This window comes from Homoserinimonas sp. A447, from assembly GCF_054489325.1.
This window is the reverse complement of sequence record NZ_JBTMWW010000001.1, coordinates 333,815-358,462: the sequence shown is the minus strand read 5'-3', so window position 1 is coordinate 358,462 and position 24,648 is coordinate 333,815. Positions and strand designations below refer to the sequence as shown.

At 66.5% G+C, this 24,648-nt stretch carries 24 protein-coding genes; 4 read left to right on the top strand and 20 right to left on the bottom strand.

The annotated features are described in order from the left end of the window. Positions 1-13: 13 nt before the first annotated feature. From ACX3O0_RS01675 to ACX3O0_RS01635, 9 genes are all read right to left on the bottom strand, one after another. The gene (locus ACX3O0_RS01675) at positions 14-967 is read right to left on the bottom strand and encodes a siderophore-interacting protein (protein WP_459106575.1); all 954 of its coding nucleotides are present in this window, start codon (positions 965-967) and stop codon (positions 14-16) included. 73 nt (positions 968-1,040) lie between these two features. Then, entirely contained in the window at positions 1,041-1,337 is a 297-nt protein-coding gene (locus ACX3O0_RS01670; protein WP_459106574.1) for a hypothetical protein, read from the bottom strand. 63 nt (positions 1,338-1,400) lie between these two features. Beyond that, entirely contained in the window at positions 1,401-1,739 is a 339-nt protein-coding gene (locus tag ACX3O0_RS01665) for a hypothetical protein (RefSeq protein ID WP_459106573.1), read from the bottom strand. A 161-nt stretch (positions 1,740-1,900) separates the two neighbouring features. Then, on the bottom strand, positions 1,901-2,197 hold the full coding sequence (locus ACX3O0_RS01660; RefSeq protein ID WP_459106572.1) for a hypothetical protein: 297 nt from the start codon (positions 2,195-2,197) through the stop codon (positions 1,901-1,903). Positions 2,198-2,473: 276 nt separating this feature from the next. Next, positions 2,474-2,860: a hypothetical protein gene (locus ACX3O0_RS01655; RefSeq protein ID WP_459106571.1), complete on the bottom strand. Its 387-nt coding sequence runs from the start codon at positions 2,858-2,860 to the stop codon at positions 2,474-2,476. 556 nt (positions 2,861-3,416) lie between these two features. Further along, positions 3,417-5,678 (bottom strand): transglutaminase family protein, encoded by a 2,262-nt coding sequence (locus ACX3O0_RS01650; RefSeq protein WP_459106570.1) that lies wholly within the window; start codon positions 5,676-5,678, stop codon positions 3,417-3,419. Continuing rightward, on the bottom strand, positions 5,668-6,954 hold the full coding sequence (locus ACX3O0_RS01645; RefSeq protein ID WP_459106569.1) for a DUF58 domain-containing protein: 1,287 nt from the start codon (positions 6,952-6,954) through the stop codon (positions 5,668-5,670). The genes ACX3O0_RS01650 and ACX3O0_RS01645 overlap by 11 nt, the downstream gene beginning before the upstream one ends. 7 nt (positions 6,955-6,961) lie before the next feature. Beyond that, positions 6,962-7,948: an AAA family ATPase gene (locus ACX3O0_RS01640; RefSeq protein WP_459090379.1), complete on the bottom strand. Its 987-nt coding sequence runs from the start codon at positions 7,946-7,948 to the stop codon at positions 6,962-6,964. Positions 7,949-7,974: 26 nt separating this feature from the next. Further along, entirely contained in the window at positions 7,975-8,766 is a 792-nt protein-coding gene (locus ACX3O0_RS01635; protein WP_459106568.1) for a coenzyme F420-0:L-glutamate ligase, read from the bottom strand. A 141-nt stretch (positions 8,767-8,907) separates the two neighbouring features. Here ACX3O0_RS01635 and ACX3O0_RS01630 point away from each other — a divergent pair, with 141 nt between their 5' ends. Next, on the top strand, positions 8,908-9,774 hold the full coding sequence (locus tag ACX3O0_RS01630) for an alpha/beta fold hydrolase (protein ID WP_459106567.1): 867 nt from the start codon (positions 8,908-8,910) through the stop codon (positions 9,772-9,774). Next, entirely contained in the window at positions 9,767-10,351 is a 585-nt protein-coding gene (locus ACX3O0_RS01625) for a TetR/AcrR family transcriptional regulator (protein ID WP_459106566.1), read from the top strand. Before ACX3O0_RS01630 ends, ACX3O0_RS01625 begins: the two co-directional genes overlap by 8 nt. Before the next feature lie 11 nt (positions 10,352-10,362). Here the strand turns inward: ACX3O0_RS01625 and coaD are convergent, their stop codons facing one another. After that, entirely contained in the window at positions 10,363-10,845 is a 483-nt protein-coding gene (coaD, locus tag ACX3O0_RS01620) for a pantetheine-phosphate adenylyltransferase (protein ID WP_459090371.1), read from the bottom strand. A 128-nt stretch (positions 10,846-10,973) separates the two neighbouring features. After that, positions 10,974-13,154 (bottom strand): ATP-dependent DNA helicase RecG, encoded by a 2,181-nt coding sequence (locus tag ACX3O0_RS01615; protein ID WP_459106565.1) that lies wholly within the window; start codon positions 13,152-13,154, stop codon positions 10,974-10,976. A gap of 172 nt (positions 13,155-13,326) precedes the next feature. On the opposite strand from ACX3O0_RS01615, the gene rsmD reads away from it, so the two are divergent. Next, complete coding sequence (rsmD, locus tag ACX3O0_RS01610) at positions 13,327-13,899, top strand: 16S rRNA (guanine(966)-N(2))-methyltransferase RsmD (protein ID WP_459106564.1); 573 nt, start codon at positions 13,327-13,329, stop codon at positions 13,897-13,899. A 142-nt stretch (positions 13,900-14,041) separates the two neighbouring features. Here the strand turns inward: rsmD and thiL are convergent, their stop codons facing one another. Further along, positions 14,042-15,010 (bottom strand): thiamine-phosphate kinase, encoded by a 969-nt coding sequence (gene thiL / locus ACX3O0_RS01605; protein ID WP_459106563.1) that lies wholly within the window; start codon positions 15,008-15,010, stop codon positions 14,042-14,044. A 23-nt stretch (positions 15,011-15,033) separates the two neighbouring features. On the opposite strand from thiL, the gene ACX3O0_RS01600 reads away from it, so the two are divergent. Further along, complete coding sequence (locus ACX3O0_RS01600; RefSeq protein ID WP_459106562.1) at positions 15,034-15,519, top strand: DUF3515 domain-containing protein; 486 nt, start codon at positions 15,034-15,036, stop codon at positions 15,517-15,519. A gap of 154 nt (positions 15,520-15,673) precedes the next feature. Here the strand turns inward: ACX3O0_RS01600 and ACX3O0_RS01595 are convergent, their stop codons facing one another. The 8 genes from ACX3O0_RS01595 to leuC form a co-directional block, all read right to left on the bottom strand. Beyond that, positions 15,674-16,816: a D-alanine--D-alanine ligase family protein gene (locus ACX3O0_RS01595; RefSeq protein WP_459106561.1), complete on the bottom strand. Its 1,143-nt coding sequence runs from the start codon at positions 16,814-16,816 to the stop codon at positions 15,674-15,676. Between the two features lie 81 nt (positions 16,817-16,897). Beyond that, complete coding sequence (locus tag ACX3O0_RS01590) at positions 16,898-18,466, bottom strand: Mur ligase family protein (RefSeq protein ID WP_459106560.1); 1,569 nt, start codon at positions 18,464-18,466, stop codon at positions 16,898-16,900. After that, positions 18,463-19,200, bottom strand: a complete 738-nt coding sequence (locus ACX3O0_RS01585) for an alpha/beta fold hydrolase (protein WP_459106559.1) — start codon at positions 19,198-19,200, stop codon at positions 18,463-18,465. Before ACX3O0_RS01585 ends, ACX3O0_RS01590 begins: the two co-directional genes overlap by 4 nt. A gap of 97 nt (positions 19,201-19,297) precedes the next feature. After that, complete coding sequence (locus ACX3O0_RS01580; protein WP_459108428.1) at positions 19,298-20,335, bottom strand: NAD(P)H-dependent glycerol-3-phosphate dehydrogenase; 1,038 nt, start codon at positions 20,333-20,335, stop codon at positions 19,298-19,300. Further along, positions 20,335-21,114 carry a lysophospholipid acyltransferase family protein gene (locus ACX3O0_RS01575; protein WP_459106558.1) on the bottom strand — a complete coding sequence of 260 codons (780 nt, stop codon included), beginning with the start codon at positions 21,112-21,114 and terminating at the stop codon, positions 20,335-20,337. Before ACX3O0_RS01575 ends, ACX3O0_RS01580 begins: the two co-directional genes overlap by 1 nt. 5 nt (positions 21,115-21,119) lie before the next feature. After that, complete coding sequence (gene murA / locus ACX3O0_RS01570) at positions 21,120-22,490, bottom strand: UDP-N-acetylglucosamine 1-carboxyvinyltransferase (RefSeq protein ID WP_459106557.1); 1,371 nt, start codon at positions 22,488-22,490, stop codon at positions 21,120-21,122. Between the two features lie 12 nt (positions 22,491-22,502). Beyond that, a complete protein-coding gene (leuD, locus tag ACX3O0_RS01565; RefSeq protein WP_459090351.1) occupies positions 22,503-23,099 on the bottom strand; it encodes a 3-isopropylmalate dehydratase small subunit in 597 nt (198 codons plus the stop codon). Continuing rightward, positions 23,099-24,604, bottom strand: coding sequence for a 3-isopropylmalate dehydratase large subunit (gene leuC, locus ACX3O0_RS01560; protein ID WP_459106556.1), 1,506 nt, complete (start codon positions 24,602-24,604; stop codon positions 23,099-23,101). The genes leuD and leuC overlap by 1 nt, the downstream gene beginning before the upstream one ends. Positions 24,605-24,648: the final 44 nt, after the last annotated feature.

Here is a 24,648-nt window from a genome sequence, read left to right as displayed (position 1 = left end):
AGTTCGTGCCGGTTCACACGACCTCAGCCTTACCGAACCGCCAATAGCCCATGAAGGCGACGCGCTTGCGGTCGATGCCGGTCTCACTGACCAGGAACCGGCGCAGCAGTTTGATGGCGGATGCCTCGCCGGCCAACCAGGCGTAGAAGTGGCCGTCGGTAACCTCGGCCGGTGAGTCCCAGAGCAGTTCGGTGTCGACGTCGACGTCGTCCAGGTGTTGGGCGGATGCTGCGAGCGCCGGTCGGATGACGGCCAGGTTGTCGGCGACCCAGCCGCGCACTGCGGGGTCGAGCTTGGTTCCGATCGGGTTGTCTCCGCGGTGAAGCCAGGTGACCGAGCATCCGTTCGGGAGGTCGATGGGGAGGCGGTCGGCGGCATCCGGAACCTCGATGAAGGCTTGGGCGCGTCGGCCGTGCGGCAACGATTCGAGCACGGCGCAGATGGCCGGCGCTGCGGTCTCGTCGCCGGCTAGCAGCAGCTGGGTGGCTGCGCCCGGGTGCCAGTCGATGCCCATCGCGGAGTCGATGCTGCCGGCATCCGGGCCGACGATGACGACCTCATCACCGACGGTCGCACGGTTCAGCCAGCGCGAGGCGGGGCCGCCATCGCCGTGGCTGACCATGTCGACGTCGAGTTCGCGCTCCTCCGGCCTGATGGCGCGGACCGTATAGGTGCGGAACGGGTTGCGCCGGTCGTCGGGAAGTGCCCGCAAGCGTGCGTACCAGCTGCCGTCGGCGATGGTCTGCTCGTCGTCGGCGCCGAAGTCGCTGTAGCCGTGGCCCTCGATCGGGAACACGATCTTGAGGCGCTGATCGAGGCCGTCTGTCCCAAAGGTGTCGAAGTCGTCACCCGTGAAGGTGACTCGCACGAAGTGCGGGGTGAGCTGCACCAGACGGGCCACGGATGCGCGGTACGGGCGGTACGCCGGGCGCGGGACCTTCACCGGCGCCTGGGTCATAGTAAGCATGCCCTAAGTATGGCATGCCTAACCTAAGCTCCGCGAAGCGTCAATTTGAGCAAGGAGCAAAGGCAGCAACCAACTAGGTAGCCTCAATGCCCGCTATCCGAATGATGCCAATGGCGATCACGACGACGCCGTAGCCAACGGCGATGCAAGAAAGCACAAACGCATAAATCGGCAACCAGGAGTCGATTCGCTGCGCCAACCGTGTCTCGGACAACCAGCTGCTTCGGCTGTTGACCACCGTACGAACGACTCGTCGTCTGTACCGGAGCATGAGCAGACCGATCACAAGAACCACAACCCCGGCAAGGATCAGAGTCCATCCGTCCGTGCCCGCCGCAGCATCAGTCAGCTGAATCATTCGTACGCCCATGATCCTCCTACGGTCGCGTTGCAGCCTGCCCCTACACGTGACTCCGTGAACCCCATTGTTCTACTAGGTATACCAGCGAAGTTCCGGCGGAAAACTTCCTCCGTGGGCGGCTACATGGGCCTTGGCCACCTTCCGGGCGCGGTGCCAGCTAGGAATTCGAAGGACGCCCATCACCAGCGCCAAGACTGCGACGACTTCGCAGCCGATCACAAGAACGAAGGTTAGCCAGCCGGTCTCGTCTAGCTTCCCGAAGAGGAACAGCCCTACCCAACCGAACACGACAGTGTGACCGAACGAAAAGTATGGGTTGTGCATCACCGGGCTCATCGCAAGACCCGGCCTGTCTTCGTAGTAGCCGTATGGGTTCAAACCTTTGCCGGCGGCCTCTACCTTCTTGTCCAAGGCTGCATCGCGAGGGGCGTAGTACGCGTCGGTGTACCAACCTTTTCGTGACCATGGAGACTGGAGGGAAGCGCGTCTGCCGTGACGCCCATCATTTCCGGCAGGGTCGTCGGGTTCGTCACTAGTCACTGGTTGTGCTCCTCTCCGTAATCCCGGGTGCGTCATTCACGATCAGTCGCCGCGAACAAGGGCTTCTTGATCTCAAGGAGGAGCAGCGCGAGGAGGAATAGGAGCGCCAACAGCAGAAAGCAGAGCTGTGGAAACCCTTGGGAAAGCGTTCCCAAGATCAACATGCAACCAACGATTAGAGCAAAACCCACGCGCCGCTCAATAAGAAAGAACCGGAAACGACGAGCGAGGCGTTGCCTGGTTGCCTCGTCCTGGCTGCCGAGCGCAGCGAGGTCCCAGAGCATCGCGCGCATCACGTATATCGACGCAAACCAGGCGACAAAAAACACGATCGCTGCAAGGACGAGGGGCTGCCCACCGGCGCCCAATGGCCGGGCCCACGCAAGAAGCCCAACCCACGCTCCAAATGAGACGAGACTCGCCGTTATGGCAATCCCAATTCGCCTGTTCGACATTTCTTAGTTCCATGCATTCTCGTGGCCTCATCCTCAGCCTCCGCACGCTCGCAACGCTAGCCACGCGGGGAGCGCTATGCAAGGAATTTTCAACTCGCGTTTCGCAACCCAAGGACGCAGGAGCCTCCGTCGGTCGTACCGCCTGGCCCCTTAAGGCACTGTGACCAACTCTGGTTTGCACGGCTCGTCTGTCGAAGTTCCGTCGGGATGTAGCCACTGGTCGCCATCATCGAGATGGCCCCGAAGATCAAACCCAGCCACAAAATTCGATTTCTTCGGGGTCGCGTTTAGAACCGCAACCTCCAACCTCGTGTTCTTGGTGAATACGGGCTCTGACAACTCCACGGCACCAAAGAGATCCTGGATTGAGCTAGCCGAAAGGATCGTTCCACGAGTGATCGGCACGCCGCTCCCTTCTACGGATTTTGCAGACCAGAACTCAACCACCTCTCCATCACCCCATGTATCAGCCCACACCGAAGACGCCACAATATCTTCACAGACTGCCACCGAAAATTGACCCTCGTCCATCTTCACTGACAGGGGCCCTACGAGTTGATTGGGGAAGTCCAGACAGCCACTAGCTGCGAGACTGACAGCAACCAACCCCGCACACACGATCCAACGTCGCAGTTTCATCTCTGTCCCTCAATACCAGTCGAGTAGTCGCAACAATAGGTGACCGCCGTTGGGAGCGCTGTGGCGCCACCGCAGTCCACTGATAGGAACTCTCTGGCACGCGGGGCATCGGAGCCCACTTCTGGCGGATGCCTGACCCGCCTTCAGGGATTACGGGAGCAAAACCTTGAAGAGCCCGACCGAAATTGCTATGACACCCATAACGATGAACCCCGACCCGGCAAGCACAAGAGCCGTCGGTGATAAGCGATAACTAGTTTGAGTGCCAACCCGCCCATACATAGAAAACAGAAGGTCCGTCATCACGCGGCGAAGCCGGTCGTGAAAAAGAATCACAAGGATTCCACAGGTCACTGCGATCAACCCCATTGTCAATGTGATTAGGAGGTTATCCACGTTGATCTCCCCTCACGCGTCTGAGCTCCTGTAGCGCCATGTGACGCAACCGCTGTTGCTACGCGGCATCCCTCGGGCGAACCGCCTGGACCGCTCGGCGCCACAGGGAGGCCGGCAGCAGCACCGCCCGCACCCTGGCCCACCAGTCCTGCGCTGACCTGAGCCGGTTGACCGTGACCGCGACATCGTCGGCCGACACCGACACGCCCCTCCCGGGCCGGGCATACCCCTCCAGCTCGATCATCGTGACGATGCGGGCCAGCGCTGCTGTCGCCGCTGAGATGACGCCATCCGGATCCTTCGCCGGGCGCCGCCCGGACGCGATCGCCTCCGCCAGCAGCCGCCCGCTCTCGCGAGGGGTTGCCGACCTTGGAACCGGAATGCCGGCATCCTCAGCGCTTTGCAGAACCTCGTGCCAGCCGAGCGTCGCCGGAGCGAAACCGCGGCGGATCGTGCGGATGCGCGCCCGCCGCTCGATCGCCCGGATCATCGCCGGCGTGAAGATCAGGAGCACACCGAGCAGGCTCAGCCCGATCAGCCACAGGAGCCCTGCGGGAATCGTTCCGGCAGCGGCGCCGCTGCCCGAGTTGTCCCCCGCATCACGCGCGAGCGGATCATCCGCTGCCGTTGGGTCGGTCGGTGCGGGTTCCGGGTCTCCCGCCCCAGCCGCCGGGATCGGGACGCCGGCGACCGTGGTGTCGGCATAGTCGGGGATCACGCCGCGCGTCGCCGTCGGCTCGAACGGCATCCAGCCGATGCCGTCGAAATACAGTTCGGGCCAGGAATGCAGGTCGTGCGACGTCGCCTCATAGACCGCGCGACCCTCCAGCCGCTCGTCGAGCTTGCTTCCGGGGAGGAACCCGACCGCAACCCGGGCCGGAATGCCTAGGCTGCGGGCCATGAGGGCCATGGCGGATGCGAAGTGCACGCAATAGCCGCTCTTCACCTCCAGGAAGGTTGCGATGACCTCCAGGCCGGTGCCGTCGTAGTCTTCCTCGACGGGAGCATCCTCGGAGTAGGAGAAGTCACCGGCGCGAAGGAACTGCTGCAGGGCGAGCGCCTTCTCGTAGATGGATTCTGCGTCCCCCACCACGGCCCTCGCCGTCTCCTCGATGATCGGCGGAACGGCCTGCTCGATGACAGCCAGGTGGGCGACTGAACGAGGCACGGTGGATCCGGCCTCCAGCAGCTGCTCCGGCGTCGGGTTCAGCACCAGCGACCTCACCAGGTACTCCTGGTTGCGGCTCGACCCGAAGCGGGTACGCAGCGAGAGACTGGCCGGGTCCCAGCTCCACCCGCGATCAAGGCCAACCACGCTCTCGGTCGGATACGGCAACGGCAACCAGATTGTGTCAAGACCAACGATCTCCACCCGGGTGGAGTCCGTGGTGCGCTCGACCTCCCCGGAGAGTCCCGGAGGCAGCCCGAAGTCGTCCGGCGTGTTCTCCTCCTCGAACGGGGTCTCTCCGACAAACCACTTGTCTCCGTCGAACTGGTCAAGGCTGACCAGGCGCAGGTACTGCCCACTCCCCGACTCCGTGCTGTAGGTCAGCGCACGACGCTCGACATCGCGTCGCAGGTTGTTGCCCAGGTTCACGATGGGGCTGTCGCCGGTGGTGATGGCTGTTCCCGCCGGCCCGGCCTGCACCGGCTCTGTCGTCGGAAGCACCACCTGGGCGACCAACGCGACGGCGAGCGCACCAGCAGCCACCGAGAGGGTGAACCGCCGATCCGGCGCCGGCGCGTTCGCCCGCAGAAGGTAGAGGTAGGCAATGGCAGCCGCCATCACCCAGAACAGGTCGAAGTCGCGCTCCACCGTGAGCACCGGCATCCACAGCACGACCAGCATCAGCAAGCCGACCCAGGCACGCCGCTGAAGCGAGATCGCCACGAGGTCGGCAGCGAGCGAAATCAGACCAATGCCTCCGGCGATCAGGAACAGGATGCCTGGCACCGGCTCCGCGGGAACCGTCTGCTCCATGATCGACGTCTGCGCCAGTTCAATCAGCAACCCGAACTGTTCGATCGTGTCAAAGGTGGGGAACAGCCCGATGAACGTGGTCTGGGGTGCGAACTGCTGCGTGAGGAAGCCGAACAGCGCCAGCACCGCCACCACAGGTGGCACCCAGCGCCAGGTCGCCCAGACCCTCACCAGGGCGGATGTCCCCAGCACGATTCCGCACGCCAGCAGTGCGATGAACCACCAGCCGAGATCCTGCAGGACCACGTTCAGCGTCGCAGTCGCCGTCATGATGCACGCCAGCAGGGCCAGGCTCACCTTCCAGTGCGCCGGCGGGAGTTGCGGTTCTTCAGGAGGCACGAAGCGCTCCATCACCCTCGACCACCGCGAGCCAGGCGCCCTCGGCAGTGTCACCCGGCCGCACAACGACACAGGTCCAACCGGCCGTGCTCAGCGGAAGGCTCACCGACTCGTCGTCCGGCATCGCCAGGAACGCGACCGCCAGTTCATAACTGCTGCGGCGGCGGGCGAGCGCCTCAACCAGCTCAGGGTCCGGATCGGAGATGATCGCGAACATCGAACCGGGGGTGCGGATGGACTGCCCGCCGCCGTTCGCCAGAATGACGTCCATCGGCGCCGGTACCGGGCTCAGGGCGACCGTGGCCAGGCTCTCCAGGAAACGTGTCGTGTTCTCGACGGAGGCGAGTTGAGCATCCGCCGACTCATGCATGTGCACCACGAACCCGGAATGCTGGAGGTGCACCACGAGGGAGGCGGTGAAGCCGATCGCCCACTCGAATCGGTCACTCTCAGCGGTGGCCAGCGGGTGCAGGGAGTTCGCGTCCCGGTAACCGCTCCTGCGGGTATCGAGCAGGATGCTCGCCTCTGAGTGGCTGCGTTGCTCCTCCTGCCGCACCATCAGGTCGCCATGGTGAGCGGATGCGCGCCAGTGCACCCGGCGCAGCGCGTCACCGGTGCGGTAAGCCCGAGTGGTGACGTCGTGGTCGCCGCCGACCGAGCGGTGCTGCACCAACCGGGCAGACCCCTCTGCCTCGGCGATCGCAAGACCGGACTCCGGAAGGGCCCGCACCTCGGGGATGACGGTGACCGTCTGGGCGTGGTTCGCCACCTGCGTACCGCTGGCGAGACCGAACGGGTCGGTCATCGTGATCGTGAACGGTCCGATCTCGAACTGGCCACGCCTCGGCGGTACAAGGTCGTAGCTGAGGCTGGTCGACGACAACGGTTCGCGGTGCCGGAACAAGCCGCTGCGCAGCGGCTTCAGCTGCCCCGAAGCGGCATGTCTGGGAAGCCAGCCGATGGCATCCGTCCAGGTGGCAGCCGGGAACGGGCGCGGAGCCAGGTTCTGCACCTGCAGCCGAACCATGGCCGGGTGGCCGGCCGTCAGCACTAGCGGTGCAAAGCTGCGGCGAACATCCAGCTTCGGACGCTGCAGCCTGATCAGGAACAAGGACAGCAGCGGAATCGCAGCGACGAAGCAGCCAATGAACAACAGTTCAGGCCGCCGAAGCCCATAGGCCAGCACGATGAGCAGGAAGGCGACGGCGAGAAACACCCAGCCGCGCGAGGTCAGGCGGGTGTTACGCGCCCTCTTGCCAACCCGAGCTGCTAACACGACGACCTCACACCGAGTCGAACACGCCGAGGGGGACGTTGATGGAACTGACGATTCGCGTGATCGTCTGCGAGATGTCGGCGGTGTTGAACGAATTGCTGGCCCCGCGACTGGAGGCGATCAGCCGATGACCGAGCACCGGAATGGCAAGGTCATCAATGTCGTCCGGCAGCACGAACTCACGTCCGTCGAGGGCGGCGCGCGCCTTCGACGCGCGAACCAGGTGCAGCGTCGCGCGGGGGCTCGCGCCCAGCCGTAGCTCCCTGTCGTTGCGGGTCGCCTGCGCGATGCTGACCGCGTAGCGCTCCACGGCCGGTGACACGTAGATGCCGCGCACGGTGGCGATCATGGAGGCCAGTTGCGCTGCCGAGACGACCGGCGAGATGTTGGCCAGCGGGCTGGTCAGTTCGCGGCTGCGCAGCATCGCCTGCTCGGCTGCCTCATCCGGATACCCCATGGAGATGCGGATCATGAACCGGTCGCGCTGGGCCTCCGGCAGCGGGTAGGTGCCCTCCATCTCGACCGGGTTCTGGGTGGCAACGACGGTGAACGGGTGCGCCAGCGGATGCGTGATGCCATCGACGGTGACCTGGTTCTCCTCCATGCTCTCCAGCAGGGCGGACTGCGTCTTCGGGCTGGCGCGGTTGATCTCGTCGCCGATGACGATGTTCGCAAAGATCGGTCCAGGGCTGAACTCGAAAGTGCGCGAGCCCTGGTTGAACACCGAGACGCCGGTGATATCCGACGGCAGCAGGTCGGGCGTGAACTGGATGCGGTTGACCGTGCAGTCCAGGGAACGGGCCAGCGCTCGGGCGAGCATCGTCTTGCCGACGCCCGGAACGTCCTCGATCAGCAGGTGGCCTTCGGCGAAGAGCACGGTCAGGGCGAGCTGCACCGCCTCCGACTTGCCGTCGATCACGGTCTCGATACTGCGAACGATCCCCCGACTCAGGCTATGGAAATCGGGTACCGCCAGTGGGTGGGTTTCGTTCAACGTTGAACCTCAATGCTTGGTTTACCTCAAGTGAGTCTGTCAGATGATCCTGACTTTTGGGAGCGCTTCCCATCGCTGAATCCCTGCGCATACGACTCGTCGCTGCCCAGCCTGAACATGTCCTGATCTGCCGACCGCACCAGCGTTCGAGCCCCTGGCAGGTCAAGCTCGCCGACGAGATCAGCCATCCCCCGAACGATCGCCACCGGAAGGCCGGCCGCCTTCCCCTTCACCAGGTCGGCCGCGGCGGCCAGTTCGTCCGCTACCGCCGTCACCGTTACCTCGAGTGGCCGGCCGGCGGCATCCGTGCTCCCCCGCAGGTCGTCCACGACACGGATGCCTGCGGCGCCGATCGCGGCATCCGTCTGCCCCAGCCGCCAGGGCCGGCCGAGCGTGTCGGAGATCACCACACCGACCCTGACGCCCAAGCGGTTGCGGAGGGCGCCTGCGAGATGGTGGGCCGAAGCATCCGGATCGATCGGGAGCAGCAGCACCGTGCCGTCTGGAGTGTTGCTGGCGTCTACGCCCGCCGCGGCCATGACCAGGCCGAGACGGTTCTCGACGATGCGGGTCGTGCCGGCCGGATGCTCGCGGCTGGCCACCACGCGTACGGTCTCGTCGGTGATCGCCTGCTCGCGGTCGGCGGCGGCCACTTGGCGCCCTTCGGCCTTGGAGACGATCTTGCTGGTGATCACCAGGATGTCGCCGTCCCTCAGGTGATCATCGGCCTCGAGCAGGTCGCCGATGATCAGCGCGAGGTCGTCTCCCGCATCGATCTCGGGGATGCCGTCAATCGCCCACACCTGCATTGCGCCCATCCGCCCATCTTGACGCAAAAATGAAGGAGTTCCGTCCGCGTGGTGCGCCTACGGGCAGCGAATGGCGCGTTCCAGCGCTGATCTCCTTCGCTTTCGATGGAACTCTTGCGCGGGTTGGCTAATAGGCATAGCTTATTGGTTATGTTGATTAGCCCGGACGAACTGCACTACCTCCAGCGGGCGGATGGCCGCCTCGCGTACACCCTGGGCGGCACCGGGCCGCTCGTCATCGCGGTCCCCGGGATGGGCGACCTGCGCTCCGTCTACCGTGACCTTGCCGCGCCAATCGTGAGCGCCGGCTACCGCCTTGCCGTGATGGACCTGCGCGGCCACGGCGACAGCGACAGCACGTTCGCCACGCATGGCGACGCCACCACCGGGCGCGACATCCTCGCCCTGATCGAGGAGCTCGGCGAACCCGCCGTCATCCTCGGCAACTCGCTGAGCGCATCCGCCGCCGCCTGGGCGGCCGCCGAGCGCCCGGACGCGGTCAGCGGACTCGTGCTGCTCAGCCCGTTCCTGCGCGAACCGATGCCTGGTGCGCTGGCGCAGGCGGTGATGCGCGCCCTCTACCGCGTCATGTTCGCGAGGCCCTGGGGCGCAGCGTTCTGGGTGGCGTACTACGGCAGCCTCAACAAGGTCACCCGCTCGCCCTGGCTCGAGGAGCACCGGAAAGACCTCCGTCGCAGCTTCGCCCAGCCCGACCGACTGCGGTCGCTGCGGCAGTTGGCCGTTCAGCTGAACCACTCCGAAGTGGAAGCCCGCCTGGCCGAGGTCACCGCCCCCGCGCTGATCATGATCGGCGACCACGACCCCGACTTCCGCTCCCCCACCGGCGAACTGGCCTGGGGGGCCGAGGCGATCAACGCCGACGCGGTGCTGGTGGCGGATGCCGGCCACTACCCGCAATCGCAGCGGCCCGACGTCGTCGTTCCGGCCGTGCTGCGCTTCCTGGCAAAGACCCGCCCGACCGCGCAGAACCCGGCCGAAGCGGCAGCGGATGCCTAGGGCCGGGCTCAGCAGGGAAGCCGTCACCCAGGCGGCGCTGGCCATCCTCGATGAGGCCGGCCCTCAACGGTTCGACGCGTTGACCCTCGCGTCGGTTGCCGCCTGGGTCGGCGTTTCAACGCCAAGCCTCTACAAGCACGTGAGCTCTCTGGCCGACCTGCGGCGGGAGGTCGCCGTCGCCTCCGTGCGCGACCTGACACGGGCGCTTGGCTCCGCCACCGTCGGTCGCGCCGGCGAAGAAGCGGTGATCGCCCTCGCGGCCGAAGTGCGCGCCTTCGCCCAGCGCCACCCCGGACGGTACGCGGCCACCCAGCACGCCGGAAACCCGGACGACCCGGCGGATGCCGAACTCATCGCAGCGGGCGGCGAAAGCGTAGCGGTCATCGCGAACGCGCTGCGCGGCTACGGTTTCGCACCCGACCAGGCGATCGACGCCATCCGCGCCATCCGCTCCGCCGTTCACGGATTCGTGCTGCTCGAACTGGACGGCGGCTTCGGCCTGCCGCGGGATCCGGATGCCAGCTTCGACGCGCTCATCCGGATGCTGGTGCGCGGACTGCAGGACCTCGGCCGCTAGGGGTTATCGGATTAGGGGTTCTGGAGGAAGTCAGCGACCGCACGCGGAACGTACGGGCTCACGTCGCCGCCGAGCGCGGCAACCTGGCGCACCAGCGAGCTGGACACGTGGGCGTGGGCCGGATCCGGCAGCAGGAAGACGGTCTCCACGCCGGCCAGGTTGCGGTTCACGATCGCCATCGGTGTCTCGTACGCGACATCCACGCCGGAACGCACGCCCTTCACCAACACGCTGGCACCGACATCCGTGCAGTAATCGACCAGCAGGCCGACCGTCCAGGACGTGACGCGGATGTTGCCGGGCAGGCCCGCCTCGGCGATCGACTTCTCCAGCAGCGACACCCGCTGGGCGACGGGGAGCAGCGCTGTCTTGTCCGGGTTGTGCACCACCAGCACGTGGAGTTCATCGAACATGCCGGCGGCACGCTCGATCACGTCGATGTGCCCCAGGGTGACGGGGTCGAACGATCCGGGAACAACGGCGATCCTGCTCATACTCTTCACCTTATCGGCGTGACTCTGAGAATGCCGCCGTCAACAGGATGGATTACGCGACACGCGGTGGCGCGGGCACCCGGGTTGGCGCGCCCACGTTTCCGTCCTGTTGACGGAGTTCAGACCGGTCAGTTCTTCGCCAGGAAGTCGCGCGTGGCGTCGTCGAGCCTGCGCGCGATGGCGTGCCGCAGGGCGGGGTGCCCGGCCAGGATCGGGTCCTCGTCGAGCACTCTCTGGGCCAGTTCGCGAGCCTCAGTGATGAGCTTTCCGTCCTTCGCCACCCGCAGCAGCCGCAACGAGGAACGCCCACCGGACTGCGTGCTGCCCAGCACATCGCCCTCCTGCCGCAGCTCGAGATCTTTCTGCGCCAGCTCGAAGCCGTCCAGGGTGGAGGCGACGGCATCCACCCGGTCTCGCGCCAGGGTTTCCGGCTCGGCACGTGTCACCATCAGGCAGAGACCAGGCACCGATCCCCGACCGACTCGCCCGCGCAGCTGGTGGAGTTGCGAGACGCCGAAGCGTTCGGCGTCCAGGATGACCATCGTCGAGGCGTTCGGCACGTCCACGCCCACCTCGATGACCGTCGTCGCGACCAGCACGTCGATGTCTCCGGCCGCGAATGCACGCATCAGGGCATCCTTCGTCTCGCTCGGCAACCGGCCGTGCAGCGCCTCGATGCGGGCGGATGCCAGCGACGGCAGCGCGCGAAGCCGCGCCAGGGTGTCGGTGACGTTCTCGGGGGGCGCGGCGCCTTCGACGAGCTCAGGAAGCTCATCCGCCTCCTCCTCCTCCTCCTCCGTCGCCTTGGACTTGTCGTTGCTGTCGATCGCCGGGCACACCACGAAAGCCTGCCTGCCCTGCGCGAGCTCCTCAGCCATCCGCTCCCAGATGCGCGACGCCCAGCCCGGATGCTCGGCCAAGGCGACAACGTGCGATGTGATCGGAACGCGGCCTGACGGCAGCTCGGCGATCGTGGAGATGTCCAAGTCGCCGAACACCGTCATGGCGACCGTGCGCGGGATGGGCGTTGCGGTCAGCACCAGCACGTGCGGAGGGGTCGACCCCTTGCGTCGCAGTGCCTCCCGTTGCTCGACACCGAAGCGGTGCTGCTCGTCGACCACCACCAGGCCAAGGTCGAAGAATCCGACGGACTCGCTCATCAGGGCGTGCGTGCCGACCACGATGTGGGACGACCCGGAGATCGCCGCGAGCATGGCCTTCTTACGATCGGCGGTGGACATCTGGCCGGTGATGATCGAGGGATGCAATTGGGCTGCAAGATCTGGGCCCAGGGTGCGCACGATCGACCGCAGGTGCTGCCCGGCGAGCACCTCGGTGGGTGCGAGAAGCGCCGACTGGCCGCCCGAATCGGCAACCGCGAGCATCCCGCGCAGCGCGACCAGCGTCTTGCCGGAACCCACCTCGCCCTGCAAGAGGCGATTCATCGGGGACTCCGCCGCCAGATCGGCAGCAACCTCCTCACCGACTCGGGCCTGGTCACCGGTCAGCGTGAACTTGAGCTGGGCGTCAAACCGCTCGAGGAAACCGCCCGGCTTCGGCACCCGGGGCACCGCCGCCTGCGCCCGCAACGCCACCCGCTGCTCGAGCAACGCGGTCTGCAGCACGAACGCCTCCTGGAAACGCAACGCCTTGCGCGCCGCGCGCCACTCGATCTCCTTCTTCGGCCGGTGAATGAGTTCGACAGCGCGCGAATAGGCCATCAGCGTGCGTTCCTGGCGGATGGCATCCGGAACCGGGTCGTCAAGCTTCGGCAGGGTGTCGAGCACCACACCGATCGCCTGTTGCACCTTCCAGGACGCGACGGATGCCGTGGCCGGGTAGATCGGGATCGGCTGCTCCGCCCAGGCGCGGGCCGACTCGACGTCGGTGGCGGCATCCGGCTCGAACAATTGGTAGTCGGGGTGGGTCAACTGGCGGGCGCCGCGGTACTCGCCGACCTTGCCTGCGAAGATGCCGCGCACGCCCGGCTTCAGCTCGTCTTTACGCCACGCCTGGTTGAAAAACGTGAGGGTGAGCATGCCCCTGCCGTCAGTGATTTTCGCCTCGAAAATCGACCCACGCTTGGCCTGCATCGAGCGCTGGCTGACCTCGATCACCTCGGCCACGATCGTGACGTTCTCGTCGAACGGCAACTCGCTGAGGGCGGTCAGCTCTCCGCGCAGGGCGTACCGCCGCGGGTAATGGCTGAGCAGGTCGCCGATAGTCTCCAGGCCGAGGTGCTTCTTCATGGCCGTCGCGGTGCGGCCGCCGAGCGTCGAGCTCAGCTTGGCGTCCAGCGGCGATTCCACGCTTCAACCGTACCGGCGGCCACCCACGCTCGCCGCGCATCCGCTCTGCCGCCGCTTCGACCGCCCTCACTGTGCCGAGTCGGGCCGTTGTGCGGGTCAAATCTGGCGGGCACCCGCAATCTGACCCGCCTCGCCGAATAATCGGCCCGCCGAGGGCGGTAGCGTGGATGCGATGACACGCATAATCTCGGGATTCGCGGGCTCGCTCGCGCTGGCGGTGCCGCCGAACGGCACCCGACCGACCAGCGACCGGGTGCGCGAAGCGATCTTCTCCGCGCTCGACGCGCGAGGCGTGATCCAGGATGCGCGAGTACTCGACCTCTATGCCGGGTCTGGCGCGCTCGGCCTCGAGGCCGCCAGCCGTGGTGCTCGGCGGGTCACGCTGGTGGAGCGCAGTTACGGGGCGGTCCCGTTCACCCGTAAGAACGCGGCCCGTATCAAGAAGGCCGCTCCCCGCTCCAGCGACCTGTCGATTGAGGTCAGCTCGTCGCCGGTGCACGCGTTCCTCACCGGCGCGGAGTCGACCTGGCAGATCGTCTTCCTCGACCCCCCATACGACCTCAGCAACACCGAGTTGGTGCACGCCCTCGAGGTACTGGTGCCGCGTCTGGAAACAGAGGCAACCGTCGTACTGGAACGCAGCTCGCGGATGCCGGTGCCCGCCTGGCCAGACGGGCTCACCCTCGACCGGCGCAAGGACTACGGCGACACGACCCTCTACTGGTTGAGCCCCACCGCCGAGTAGCTCACCCGTCAGGTGCGGACACACCCGCATACGCACCGCGTACGAGCATGTCCGCACCTGACGGGTTGGCCCGTGCGCCGGACCCAGGAGCGGATCGCGCCGGGAACGGGCCTTTCGCTCACTGAACTCGTCGAAATGGAGGTCAGCCCTGGGCGCCGTTCCAGTTGCGGTATGGGTCCCAGCCGGACGTCGGCGCAGGGGCGCCGTCAACGCGGATGCCCTCCCCCGAGAACACCGTGCCGATGCGGCGGAATCCGCCGGGCAGGGCGGCGGATGCCGGGAAGGTCGCCAACAGCGAATGGTCCTCCCCGCCGCCGAGCGCCAAGGCAACCTCTGACCCCAGGAGTGCCGACTCGAAGTCGACGCCGACACCACTGGCGCGAGCCAGTCGACCAGTGTCGATCGCCAGGCCGTCGCTGAGGTCGAGCATGGCGGTCGCTCCCCCGACCGCAGCCAGCAGCCCGTCGCCGATGGGAGGGGTAGGGGCGAGTTGAGCAGCGGTGCTCTCACGTAACTCGGCGGCTCGCCGGGCATCCGGTTCGCCTGAATCGTCCACCGCCTCGGTGAACAGCAACTGCAGTGCCGCCGCCGCCGCGCCGAGGGGGCCGGACACCGCGACCTGGTCTCCAGGCTGAGCGCCCGAGCGCAGGACCGGCGAACGCCCACCGAGGTCGCCGAACGCCGTCACCGCGATGGTCAGCGTCGGTGACACCGAGAGGTCGCCGCCGACGACGCCGCACCCGGGAGCCATCGCGGTGCATCCGTCACGAAGGCCGTCGGCGATGCCCTCCAGGAGTCCGATCGGCGAGTCGGCCGGCGCGGCGATCGCGACCACCAGGGCGGTCGGCACGGCCCCCATCGCGGCGATGTCGGCGAGGTTGGATGCCGCCGCCTTCCACCCAAGATCGTGCGGGCTCGACCAGGCCAGGCGAAAATCCGGGCCATGGATCATCATGTCGGTGGTGACGACGAAGCGACCGTCCGGCGCGGCAACCACCGCGGAGTCATCGCCAGGACCGAGCAACTGCCAGTCGGCCGACGGGAGCCGCGGGAAGATGCGGCCCAGGGTCGCCGATTCGCCGAGCGAGGCGAGGGTGTCACTTTCGGTCATGCCTCAAACGGTAGCCTGAATGGGTGAGATCTCCGTTCCGGCTGGTGGCCATCACCGCACTTGCAACAGTCGCCGTCAGCCTGCTCGGGGCCTGCACGCAGATGGTCCCGCTGGAGCCGGCACCGGATGCCACGAATCCCGACTGCGCCGAAATCATCGTCCGGCTGCCGGACGGTATCGACGGATTCGCGCAGCGGGAAACCAACGCGCAGGCGACAGGCGCCTGGGGCGACCCGGCGGCGATCTTCCTCCGTTGCGGTGTCGAGATTCCGGGCCCGTCGGCGCTCCCCTGCTTCACCGTCAAGGACGTTGACTGGCTGCGGGACAGCAGCGAGGCACCTGTCTACAAGTTCATCACCTATGGGCGCGACCCGGCCGTTGAGGTCGTCATCGACGGTGACCGCGCCAGCAGCAGCGCGCTCAGCGCCCTGGGCAACGCCGTGGGCAGCCTGCCAGCGACAAGGGAGTGCCTCGCCGCCGAAGATGTCTTCGGGGAGAACGAAGAGTAACCGCGCGACCACCTGAGAGCTGTTGCCCCACCAAGGGCGGAAACTCTCAGGTCGGCAGGTGGGATCGGGTTCGGAAAGGCGGCGGATGCCGGCGAGAATGAGTTCGCGAGCGACGGGCTCGACGGGCTCGACCAGCGAGGGGCCGCTAGGACAGCTAGGCCCGGGGTCCGTCCAGCCCGACCAGTTTGCCGGCGATACCGCCGGCGGCCTTCAACGCAGCACCTGAGCCGAATCCGGCGGTTGGCAATGCCGGCCGAGCGTCGCGCGCCTCGATGAGAGCGTCCTTCAGCACCTCAGCGGCGGATACCTGCGGCGCCCACAAGTACAGCGACATCGCCCCCGGAATCGAGTTGACCTCGTTCACGAACAGCTCGCCGGTCGCCTCATCGAGCAGCAGGTCCACGCGAACCACGCCGGTCAGCCCGGTCACCTCGGCAACCCGCGCCGCGAGATCCGTGGCCTGCGCGGCGACCGCCTCCTCAACGTGCGCCGGAAACTGACGCGGCGCACTGGTGAGCCCGGCATCCGCCCCCGCCGAACCGGCGAGGTACTTCTCGGCGTACGAGTACAGGCCACCCTTCGCCTCGTCACGCAGCGGACGCTCGAGCTGGGTGATCTCCAGCGACGGATGCGTGCGGAATGAGATGTTAAGATCGGCCAGCTCCGGCCGGTACGGCTCCAGGACGGCCCCACCGCGCAGGTGCACGCTCGACTTGCCGAGCGCACGGGCAGTGTCGATGTCTTCGACGATCTCGATGCCGATCGATGATCCACCGAATCGCGGCTTGACGATGTACGGCCCCGCGAACGATGGCTCGCGCAACTGGGACAGCAGTTCACGCGGCAGCGACGGGATGCCTGCCGTGCCCATGAGCCCGCCGAACGCGAGCTTGTCCATGCCGACGGCACCCGCGAACAGGCTCGACCCGGTGGCCGGGATGCCCAGCAGGGTGAACACGGCAGCCGCGCCTCCGCCCTCGCCGAGCCCGCCGTGCAGGCAGACCAGAACGGCGCTCGGCTCCAGAGCGTCCTCGCCGAAACGCTTCTTCACGTAGAGGCCGGCGTTGTCGCCCAGGCGAACCTCGACCGGCTTCGAGTTCTTCGGAACGCCCTCGAGATAGTCCTTCGCCTCGCTCTTCGACGGAACCAGGTACCACCCGCCGGATGGCGCCCAGTAGATCGGCAGCACGCTCTCGCCCGCGGCGGTCAGCACCCGCTCAGACTGCAGCCCGGTGAGAATCGAGATCTCGTGCTCCGGGGAGGGTCCTCCGAACAATACGGCCCAGGTGTCGCTCATAACCATCCATCGCACTCGGCCCGCACCACGGCCTGGGTTGCCTGCGTGCCCGGTGCATCCGCATCCCGGTCGGTGACTGGATCAGGGGTAGTGGTCAGGCAGGTCGTTCTCATAGAGGATAACGCCTCGCTCGCCCGCGAGATCGAGAGCGGCCTTGACGGCCACGTCGCGACGGTCATACACCAGCACCGGATGCTCGGAAAGCTCCGCCCCGGACCGCAGCGCCGCACGGTTGGTTCGCCCGACAGCCAGCAGGCGCCCACCCCGCGCGGTGACGGATGCCGCGAACTCGGCGTTGCGCTGGCGCTGCATATTGCCCAGCTCCACCATGCCGGGCGTGACGACCACCAGCTGCCCGCCACGCTCTTCGGCGAGGGCGGCTGCGCCTTCGAGTGCCCGCTCGGCACCGACCGGGTTTGAGTTGTAGGTGTCGTCGATGACGATCACGCCTTGCGCAGTCTCCTGGATCTCAGCGCGGTGCTGTGCGCCGGGCAATGAGCCCAGCTTTCCCGCAATGCTCGCGGCCGGCACCTTCAGCGCGAAGGCGATTCCGGCGGCGACGGCGATGTTCACGGCGTGCCCGACGCTCGACACGGTCACCGGAAGCGTCGCCGGTCCGCCCGGCTCGTTCATCGTGAGCTGCCCGGAGGCGGCGTCCAGTACGACGTCCGCCGTGGCTCCCGGAGAGGTCGACACGGTGATCACGGTCTTGCCCTCTGCCCGGCATTTGTCGGCGAGGGCGGCCAATTCGGGCTGGTCGATCGGAAGTACGACGATTCGCGCCTTCTCGGTGATCTCGGCCTTGGCCGCGGCGATGACCTCGCGGCTGCCCATCCGCGCGAGATGCGCCTCGCCGATTGTGGTGATGGCGGCCACGTCCGGCGGGAAGCTCTTGCTCAGCTCGCGGATCTCCCCCGGCCCGTAGACGCCCATCTCGGCGATGAACACCTCGGTGCCAGGGATGACCCGATCGTTGACCGCGCGCGACAGGCCCATCAGGTTGTTGAAGCTGGCCGGTGAGGCGACGACCGAGAACGAACCGTCGAGCAGGTGTGCGACATACCCCTTGGTCGAGGTCTTCCCGTACGAGCCGGTGATGGCGACAACGGTGGGCTTCACCTGGTTCAGCCGCTTGCGTGCGCTCACCAGGTACTTGTTGGATAGCGCCTTCTCGAGGGCGTTCATCGGGATGAGGGCGAGATCCATGAGAAGCGGAGCCGCCAACAACACGAGAGCGACGCCAACAACGCCCACCAGCCACCAGAGGAGAGCGGATGCTGCGAGCAGGAGCACCGCGTAGGCGACGAGCAGCCTCCGGGCACGGGGCGTCCAGTTCATCGGCGAACTGGTGCCGCGGATGTCCAGGCCGAGCGGGAAGAATCCGGCGGCAATGATGGCGGCGGGGATGCCGAAGTAGGTGAGGATCGGGGCGTTCACCCCGGTGTTCGCCCAGACACCGACCGCGATCAGTGCCAGGGCGACCGGAACGAGGATCAGGTTGGCTGGCATCCGGACGAGCCAGAGTGCTGCGATGCGGCCGACCCAGCCGGCAATGTAGTGCTCCCGCTGGGCGACCCGCAGCCACTTGAGCGAGACGGCGACTGCCGCAAGGGCGGCGATCAGCACGGTGATGGCCAGGATCCAGTTCACGCGTTCGTCTCCTCGATCAGCTTCAGCAGATCTTCGCGGACCGCCACGGGCAGGTCGCCCTCCAGCAGGTGCGCGGCCCCGGGAACAGAGCGGAAGGTCGCGGTGGCAACCAGTTTGCTCGCGGCGAGCCCGGCATCCGTCGGCGCAGCCGTGTCGTGCTCCCCCCAGACCATGCGCACCGGGACGGTGATCTTCGCCAGGTCGTCGCGGTAGTCCTCGCGCATGACTTTCACCAGCACGTCGCGCATCACGCCGCTCGCCGCACGGTAGTCCGGCGAGCCACGGCGCTGCTTCTCGGCCTCGAGTCGCGCCTGGGAGATGAGGCCGATCTTCGCCAGGAACCGCACGGCTCGGTAGCCGAGGGAAGGCTTCGGTGGCGGCGTGAGCCTCAGCAGCGGAACTCCGGTCAACACGATCCCCCGAACCAGGTGCGGATGCTGCGCGGCCAACCGCACGGCAACGCGCCCGCCGAAGGAGTGCCCGAGCAGGATCACCGGAGGCATGCCGCGCAAGGCATGCGCCACCTCGTCCGCGTAACGGTCGGTCCCCCAGGCCTCTGACGGCTCCGGGGTGATGCCGAAACCCGGGAGGTGGATGGAGAGTGAGTCGAGCCCTTCGACGATGTCTCTGAAGTCGTGACCGCTGCGACCCCAGCCGTGCATGGCAACCACCGTCGGTGGAATGGACCCGGTTTTCTCGGCCAGAAGCCGCCCATCCGCCAGTGCCGTGATCACCTAGCTAGAGTACCGTGCACTCCGCATAGTGCCCGTTCCGGAGGATAGTGCCCCGCGCAACGGTAACTATCCTCCGGAACGGGCACTTTCGCGAGGGCTACTCGCCCTGGGGGATGTCGGAGTCGGTGGTCAGGTGGGGGGCGATGTCACGCGGGTCCATGGTGCCGGCCAGCACTTCTGCGACCTGCGACACGATCGGCATGACGACACCTTTCTCGAGTGCGAGCTCCAGAATAGGGGTCACGGATGCGAGCCCCTCCGCCGTCTGGTTCATCTGCTTGATGACCTCGGAGAAGCTGTAGCCCTGCCCGAGCAGCCGCCCGGCGGTGTTGTTGCGCGACAGCGAGGACTCACAGGTGGCGATGAGGTCGCCCAGGCCTGCCAGTCCGGACAGTGTTTCCGGTTTCGCCCCGAACGCGACAGCGAAGTCGGTCATCTCGACGAGCCCGCGGGTGATGATCGACGCCTTCGTGTTCTCGCCGTAACCGACACCGTCGACGATGCCGATGGCCACCGCGATGAGGTTCTTGAGCACGCCGCCGAATTCGGTGCCGACGACATCGGTGTTCACGAATGCGCGGAAGTAGGGGTTGGTGGCAGCGATGGCCACTTCGGTCGCCGTGTCCAGGCTGGTGGAGGCCACGACGGCGGCGGTGGGCTGTTCCCGCGCGATCTCGAGTGCCAGGTTGGGGCCGGATGCCACGGCAATCCGGTCGGCGGAGATCTCCAGTTCCTGGCTGATCACCTCGCTCATCCGGAATTTGCTGCCCTTCTCGACACCTTTCATCAGGCTGACGACGGGAGAGGCGGCAGGGATCAGCTGGCGAATGGTGCGCAGGTTCTCGCGCAGCGTCTGGCTGGGGACGGCGATGAACACCATCTCGGCGCCATCGAGTACCTCGTCGATCACGTGGCTGGCCCAAAGGCTTCGCGGCAGGTTGACTCCCGGCAGGTAGTCGCTGTTCCGCTTGCTCTCCGAGATCTCTTTCGCCACCTCGGGCCGCCGCGCCCACAGGGCGACGTCGGAGCCACCGTCGGCCAGGATCTTCGCGAACGTGGTTCCCCAGCTCCCGGAACCCAGAACGGCAACCCGGCGGGCGCCGGGCGTAATGACCCTGATCGGTTTGGTGTCAATCAAAAGCGGCCGGTCTCCTTCTGGTTGTTCTTCGCCGGGTCCCACGGCTCTGCCGGCGGTGTCTCCCCGCGGAGGTCGGCCGTCAGCGCGGTGATGGCCACCATGACCTTGTTGGTGGCCGCGGCCAGCGTGCTGGAGTCGAGCGGGCGCCCCCGGAACTCGGAGAGGTCGACCGGGTCGCCGATCTTGACGTCGATGGTCTTGCGCGGAAACAGGCTGATCTTCTTGCCGTAGCGGGGCATCACCTTCTGGGATCCCCAATGCGACAGCGGGATCAACGGGATGTCCGCCTCGAGCGCCATCCGCACGGCACCGGTCTTGCCGCGCATGGGCCACAGGTCGGGGTCACGGGTGAGGGACCCTTCCGGGTAGATCACCACGGCGAGACCCTGATCGGCGATGCGGGTGGCTGCGGCGAGCGGGTCGTTGTTCCTGGCGACTCCCGACCGTTCGACCGGGATCTGGCCGGAGATCTTCGCCAGGTACCCGAGCACCGGGATCTTGAAGATGGAGGCCTTCGCCATGAAGTGCGGCATCCGACCCAGCTTCCACATGACGACGCCGACCACGAGCGGGTCGATCTCGCTGTAGTGGTTGGGCGACAGGATGAAGGCGCCGCTTTTCGGGAGCTTGTCGCCGCCCTGAATGCGGTAGCGGGCGACCACAGACATGAACGGCACCACCAGGAACGCCAGCAGCCGGAAGATGGGCGTCTTCTCGCTTTTCGCAGGCCGCTGCGGCGGCGTGCGGGGCGACACTGCCCCGTCGGTTTCCTTCACCCGGTCTACCCCTCGTAGACGAAGTCGGCGCCGAGCGTCGCGAGCTTCTCGATGATGTGCTCGTAGCCGCGGCTGATGATCCCGACGTTGCTGATCTTCGACTGGCCGTCCGCGCTGAGGGCGGCGATGAGGTGGCTGAACCCTCCGCGCAGGTCGGGGACGCGGATGTCGGAACCGTGGAGCGCGGTAGGCCCGACGATGACGGCGGCCTGCTCGAAATCGCGTCGGGCGACACGGCGGGGGTGGTCAGGCAGCCCGTTCGGGTGCACCACGATGTTCGCACCCATCTCGCGCAGCGCCTCGGTGAACCCGAAACGGTTCTCGTAGACGGTTTCGTGGACGATCGAGGTGCCCTGCGCCTGGGTCAACGCCACCATCAGCGGCTGCTGCCAGTCCGTCATGAACCCGGGGTGGACATCCGTCTCGATGGTCACCGGCTTCAGGTCACCGCCCGGGTGCCAGAAGCGGATGCCGTCCTCCTGCACATCGAACGCGCCGCCCACCTTGCGGTAGACGTTGAGGAAGGTCATCAACTCGGCCTGACGAGCGCCTTCGACGAAGATGTCACCGTGGGTCACCAATGCGGCCGCTGCCCAGCTGGCCACCTCGTTGCGGTCGAACAGCGCGCGGTGCGTGTAGCCCTCGAGGCGGTCGACGCCCTCGATGAGGATGACCCGGTTCGGCTCGACCGAGATGATGGCGCCCATCTTCTGGAGGATGGCGATGAGGTCCATGATCTCGGGTTCGATGGCCGCGTTAGTGAGTTCGGTGGTGCCCTTCGCCTTGACGGCGGTCAGCAGCACCTGCTCCGTGGCCCCGACGCTCGGGTATGGCAGCGTGATGGATGCGCCGGTGAGCCCGTTCGGCGCGGTCAGGCGGATGCCCTCATGGCTCTTGTCGACAACGGCACCGAACGCGCGGAGGGCGTCGAGGTGGAAGTCGATCGGGCGGTCGCCGATGCGGCATCCGCCAAGGTCGGGGATGCGTGCCTCGCCGAGCCGGTGAAGCAGGGGGCCGCAGAACAGGATGGGGATGCGGCTGGCGCCGGCGTGGGCGTCGATCTCGGCGAAATGGGCAGTCTCGACCCGGCTGGTGTCGAAGCGCAGTTCGCCGACGCTCGGGCTCATGACGCGAACGCCGTACACCTCGAGCAGTCCGCGCACGACCTTCACGTCGCTGATCTCGGGTACGTCTTTAAGCAGGCTCGGGGTCTCGCCGAGCAGCGCTGCAACCATCGCCTTGGTTGCAAGGTTCTTCGCACCCCTGACGGTGATGCGTCCGTTCAGCGGTGTTCCGCCGTTGATGACGATCTCGTCTGATCTCAGCCCGACGTGGAGTCCGGCCTTCTGTGCATCCTCTGTCAGGGAAAAGTTCATCGTGGCCTGTCGTTAGCGAGCGGGGAGGGTGAGGGGCAGCCAGCTCGCGCGGCCGTTCTCGAATTCTGTGATGTGGGCTTCGTCTCGCAGGGTGAGGGCGATGTCGTCCAGGCCTTCGAGGAGCCGCCACCTAGTGTAATCATCGATCTCGAACGGGACTGTGAGGTCGCCCAGTGTCGCCGTCTTGGCCTGAAGGTCGACGGTTGCCTCGATCCCCGGGCTCTCCTCGATGATGGCCCAGAAGGCTTGCGCGTCTTCTTCGGTGATCTGCGCGGCCAGCAGGCCCTGCTTGCCGGAGTTGCCTCGGAAGATGTCGCCGAAGCGGGGGCTGAGCACGGCGGCGAACCCGTAGTCGCGCAGCGCCCAGACAGCGTGCTCGCGGCTGGAGCCGGTACCGAAGTCGGAGCCGGCGATCAGCACGCGCGGGTTCTGGAACTCCGGCTTGTTGAGAACGAACTCCGGGTCCTGGCGCCAGGCGTAGAAGAGGGCATCGTCGAAGCCGGTCTTGGTGACTCGCTTGAGGAACACGGCCGGGATGATCTGGTCGGTGTCGACGTTCGACCGCTTCAGCGGCACGGCAACACCGGTGATGGTGGTGATCTTGTCCATTACGCGTTCGCTCCCATCTGGGCCGCAGCATCCGCTTCGGCATCTGCGGTGGCCTGGTTCGGCGTGTCACTGTGTCGCCCCCCACCACCCAGGTCGTTGTCGGCGGCGATGTCCCACGGGCTGGACAGCGTGCCACGGATGGCGGTCGCTGCAGCGACGAGAGGCGACACCAGGTGGGTTCGCCCGCCCTTGCCCTGCCGGCCTTCGAAGTTGCGGTTGGAGGTGGATGCGCAACGCTCGCCCGGTGCCAGCTGGTCCGGGTTCATGCCCAGGCACATGGAGCATCCGGCGAACCGCCACTCTGCGCCGAAGTCGATGAACACCTTGTCGAGGCCCTCGGCTTCGGCCTCCAGCCGCACCCGGGCTGAACCGGGAACGACCATCACACGAACGTGGTCGGCCTTCTTCTGGCCCTTGACAATGGAGGCGAACGCGCGCAGGTCTTCGATGCGGGAGTTGGTGCAGGAGCCCATGAAGACCGCGTCGACCGGGATCTCCTTCATCGGCGTGCCCGGCTTCAGGTCCATGTACTCGAGCGCGCGTTTAGCGGATGCCCGCTCATTGGGGTCTTCGAAACTCTCCGGGTCGGGGATCGAGTCGGACAGCAGCACTCCCTGGCCGGGGTTGGTACCCCAGGTGACGAATGGCTCGAGCTCGGCCGCGTCGAGGTACACCTCGGCGTCGAACACGGCATCGTCATCGGTCGGAAGCGTCTTCCAGTACTCGAGTGCGGCATCCCAGTCGGCGCCCTGTGGTGCGTGCGGGCGGCCCTTCAGGTAGTCGAAGGTGGTCTGGTCCGGAGCGACCATGCCGGCGCGGGCACCGGCCTCGATCGACATGTTGCAGATGGTCATCCGCCCCTCCATCGAGAGGGCGCGGATGGCGCTGCCGCGGTATTCGAGCACGTAACCCTGGCCGCCGCCGGTGCCGATCTTGGCGATGATCGCAAGAATGACGTCCTTGGCCGTCACCCCTGGGCGAAGCTCGCCCTCGACGGTGATCGCCATCGTCTTGAACGGCTTGAGCGGAAGTGTCTGCGTGGCCATGACGTGCTCGACCTCGCTGGTGCCGATGCCGAACGCCATCGCCCCGAACGCGCCGTGCGTCGAGGTGTGGCTGTCACCGCAGACAACGGTGATGCCTGGCATGGTCAGCCCAAGCTGGGGCCCAACCACGTGGACGATGCCCTGTTCGACGTCGCCGAGCGGGTGCAGTCGCACGCCGAACTCTGCGCAGTTCTTGCGGAGGGTTTCAATCTGGGTGCGACTGGTGACATCCTCGATCTGCTTGTCGATGTTCAGCGTCGGGGTGTTGTGGTCCTCCGTCGCGATCGTCAGGTCGGGGCGGCGCAGCGGTCGTCCGGCCATCCGCAGCCCGTCGAACGCTTGCGGGCTCGTCACCTCGTGAAGGAGGTGAAGGTCGATGTAGATGAGGTCGGGGGTGCCGTCAGCACCTTTGACGACCAAATGGTCGTCCCAAACTTTCTCAGCCAGTGTCCTGCCCATGGGGGCCCGCCTTTCTCCACGAATCAAGCAGCCGAAACGTCGGC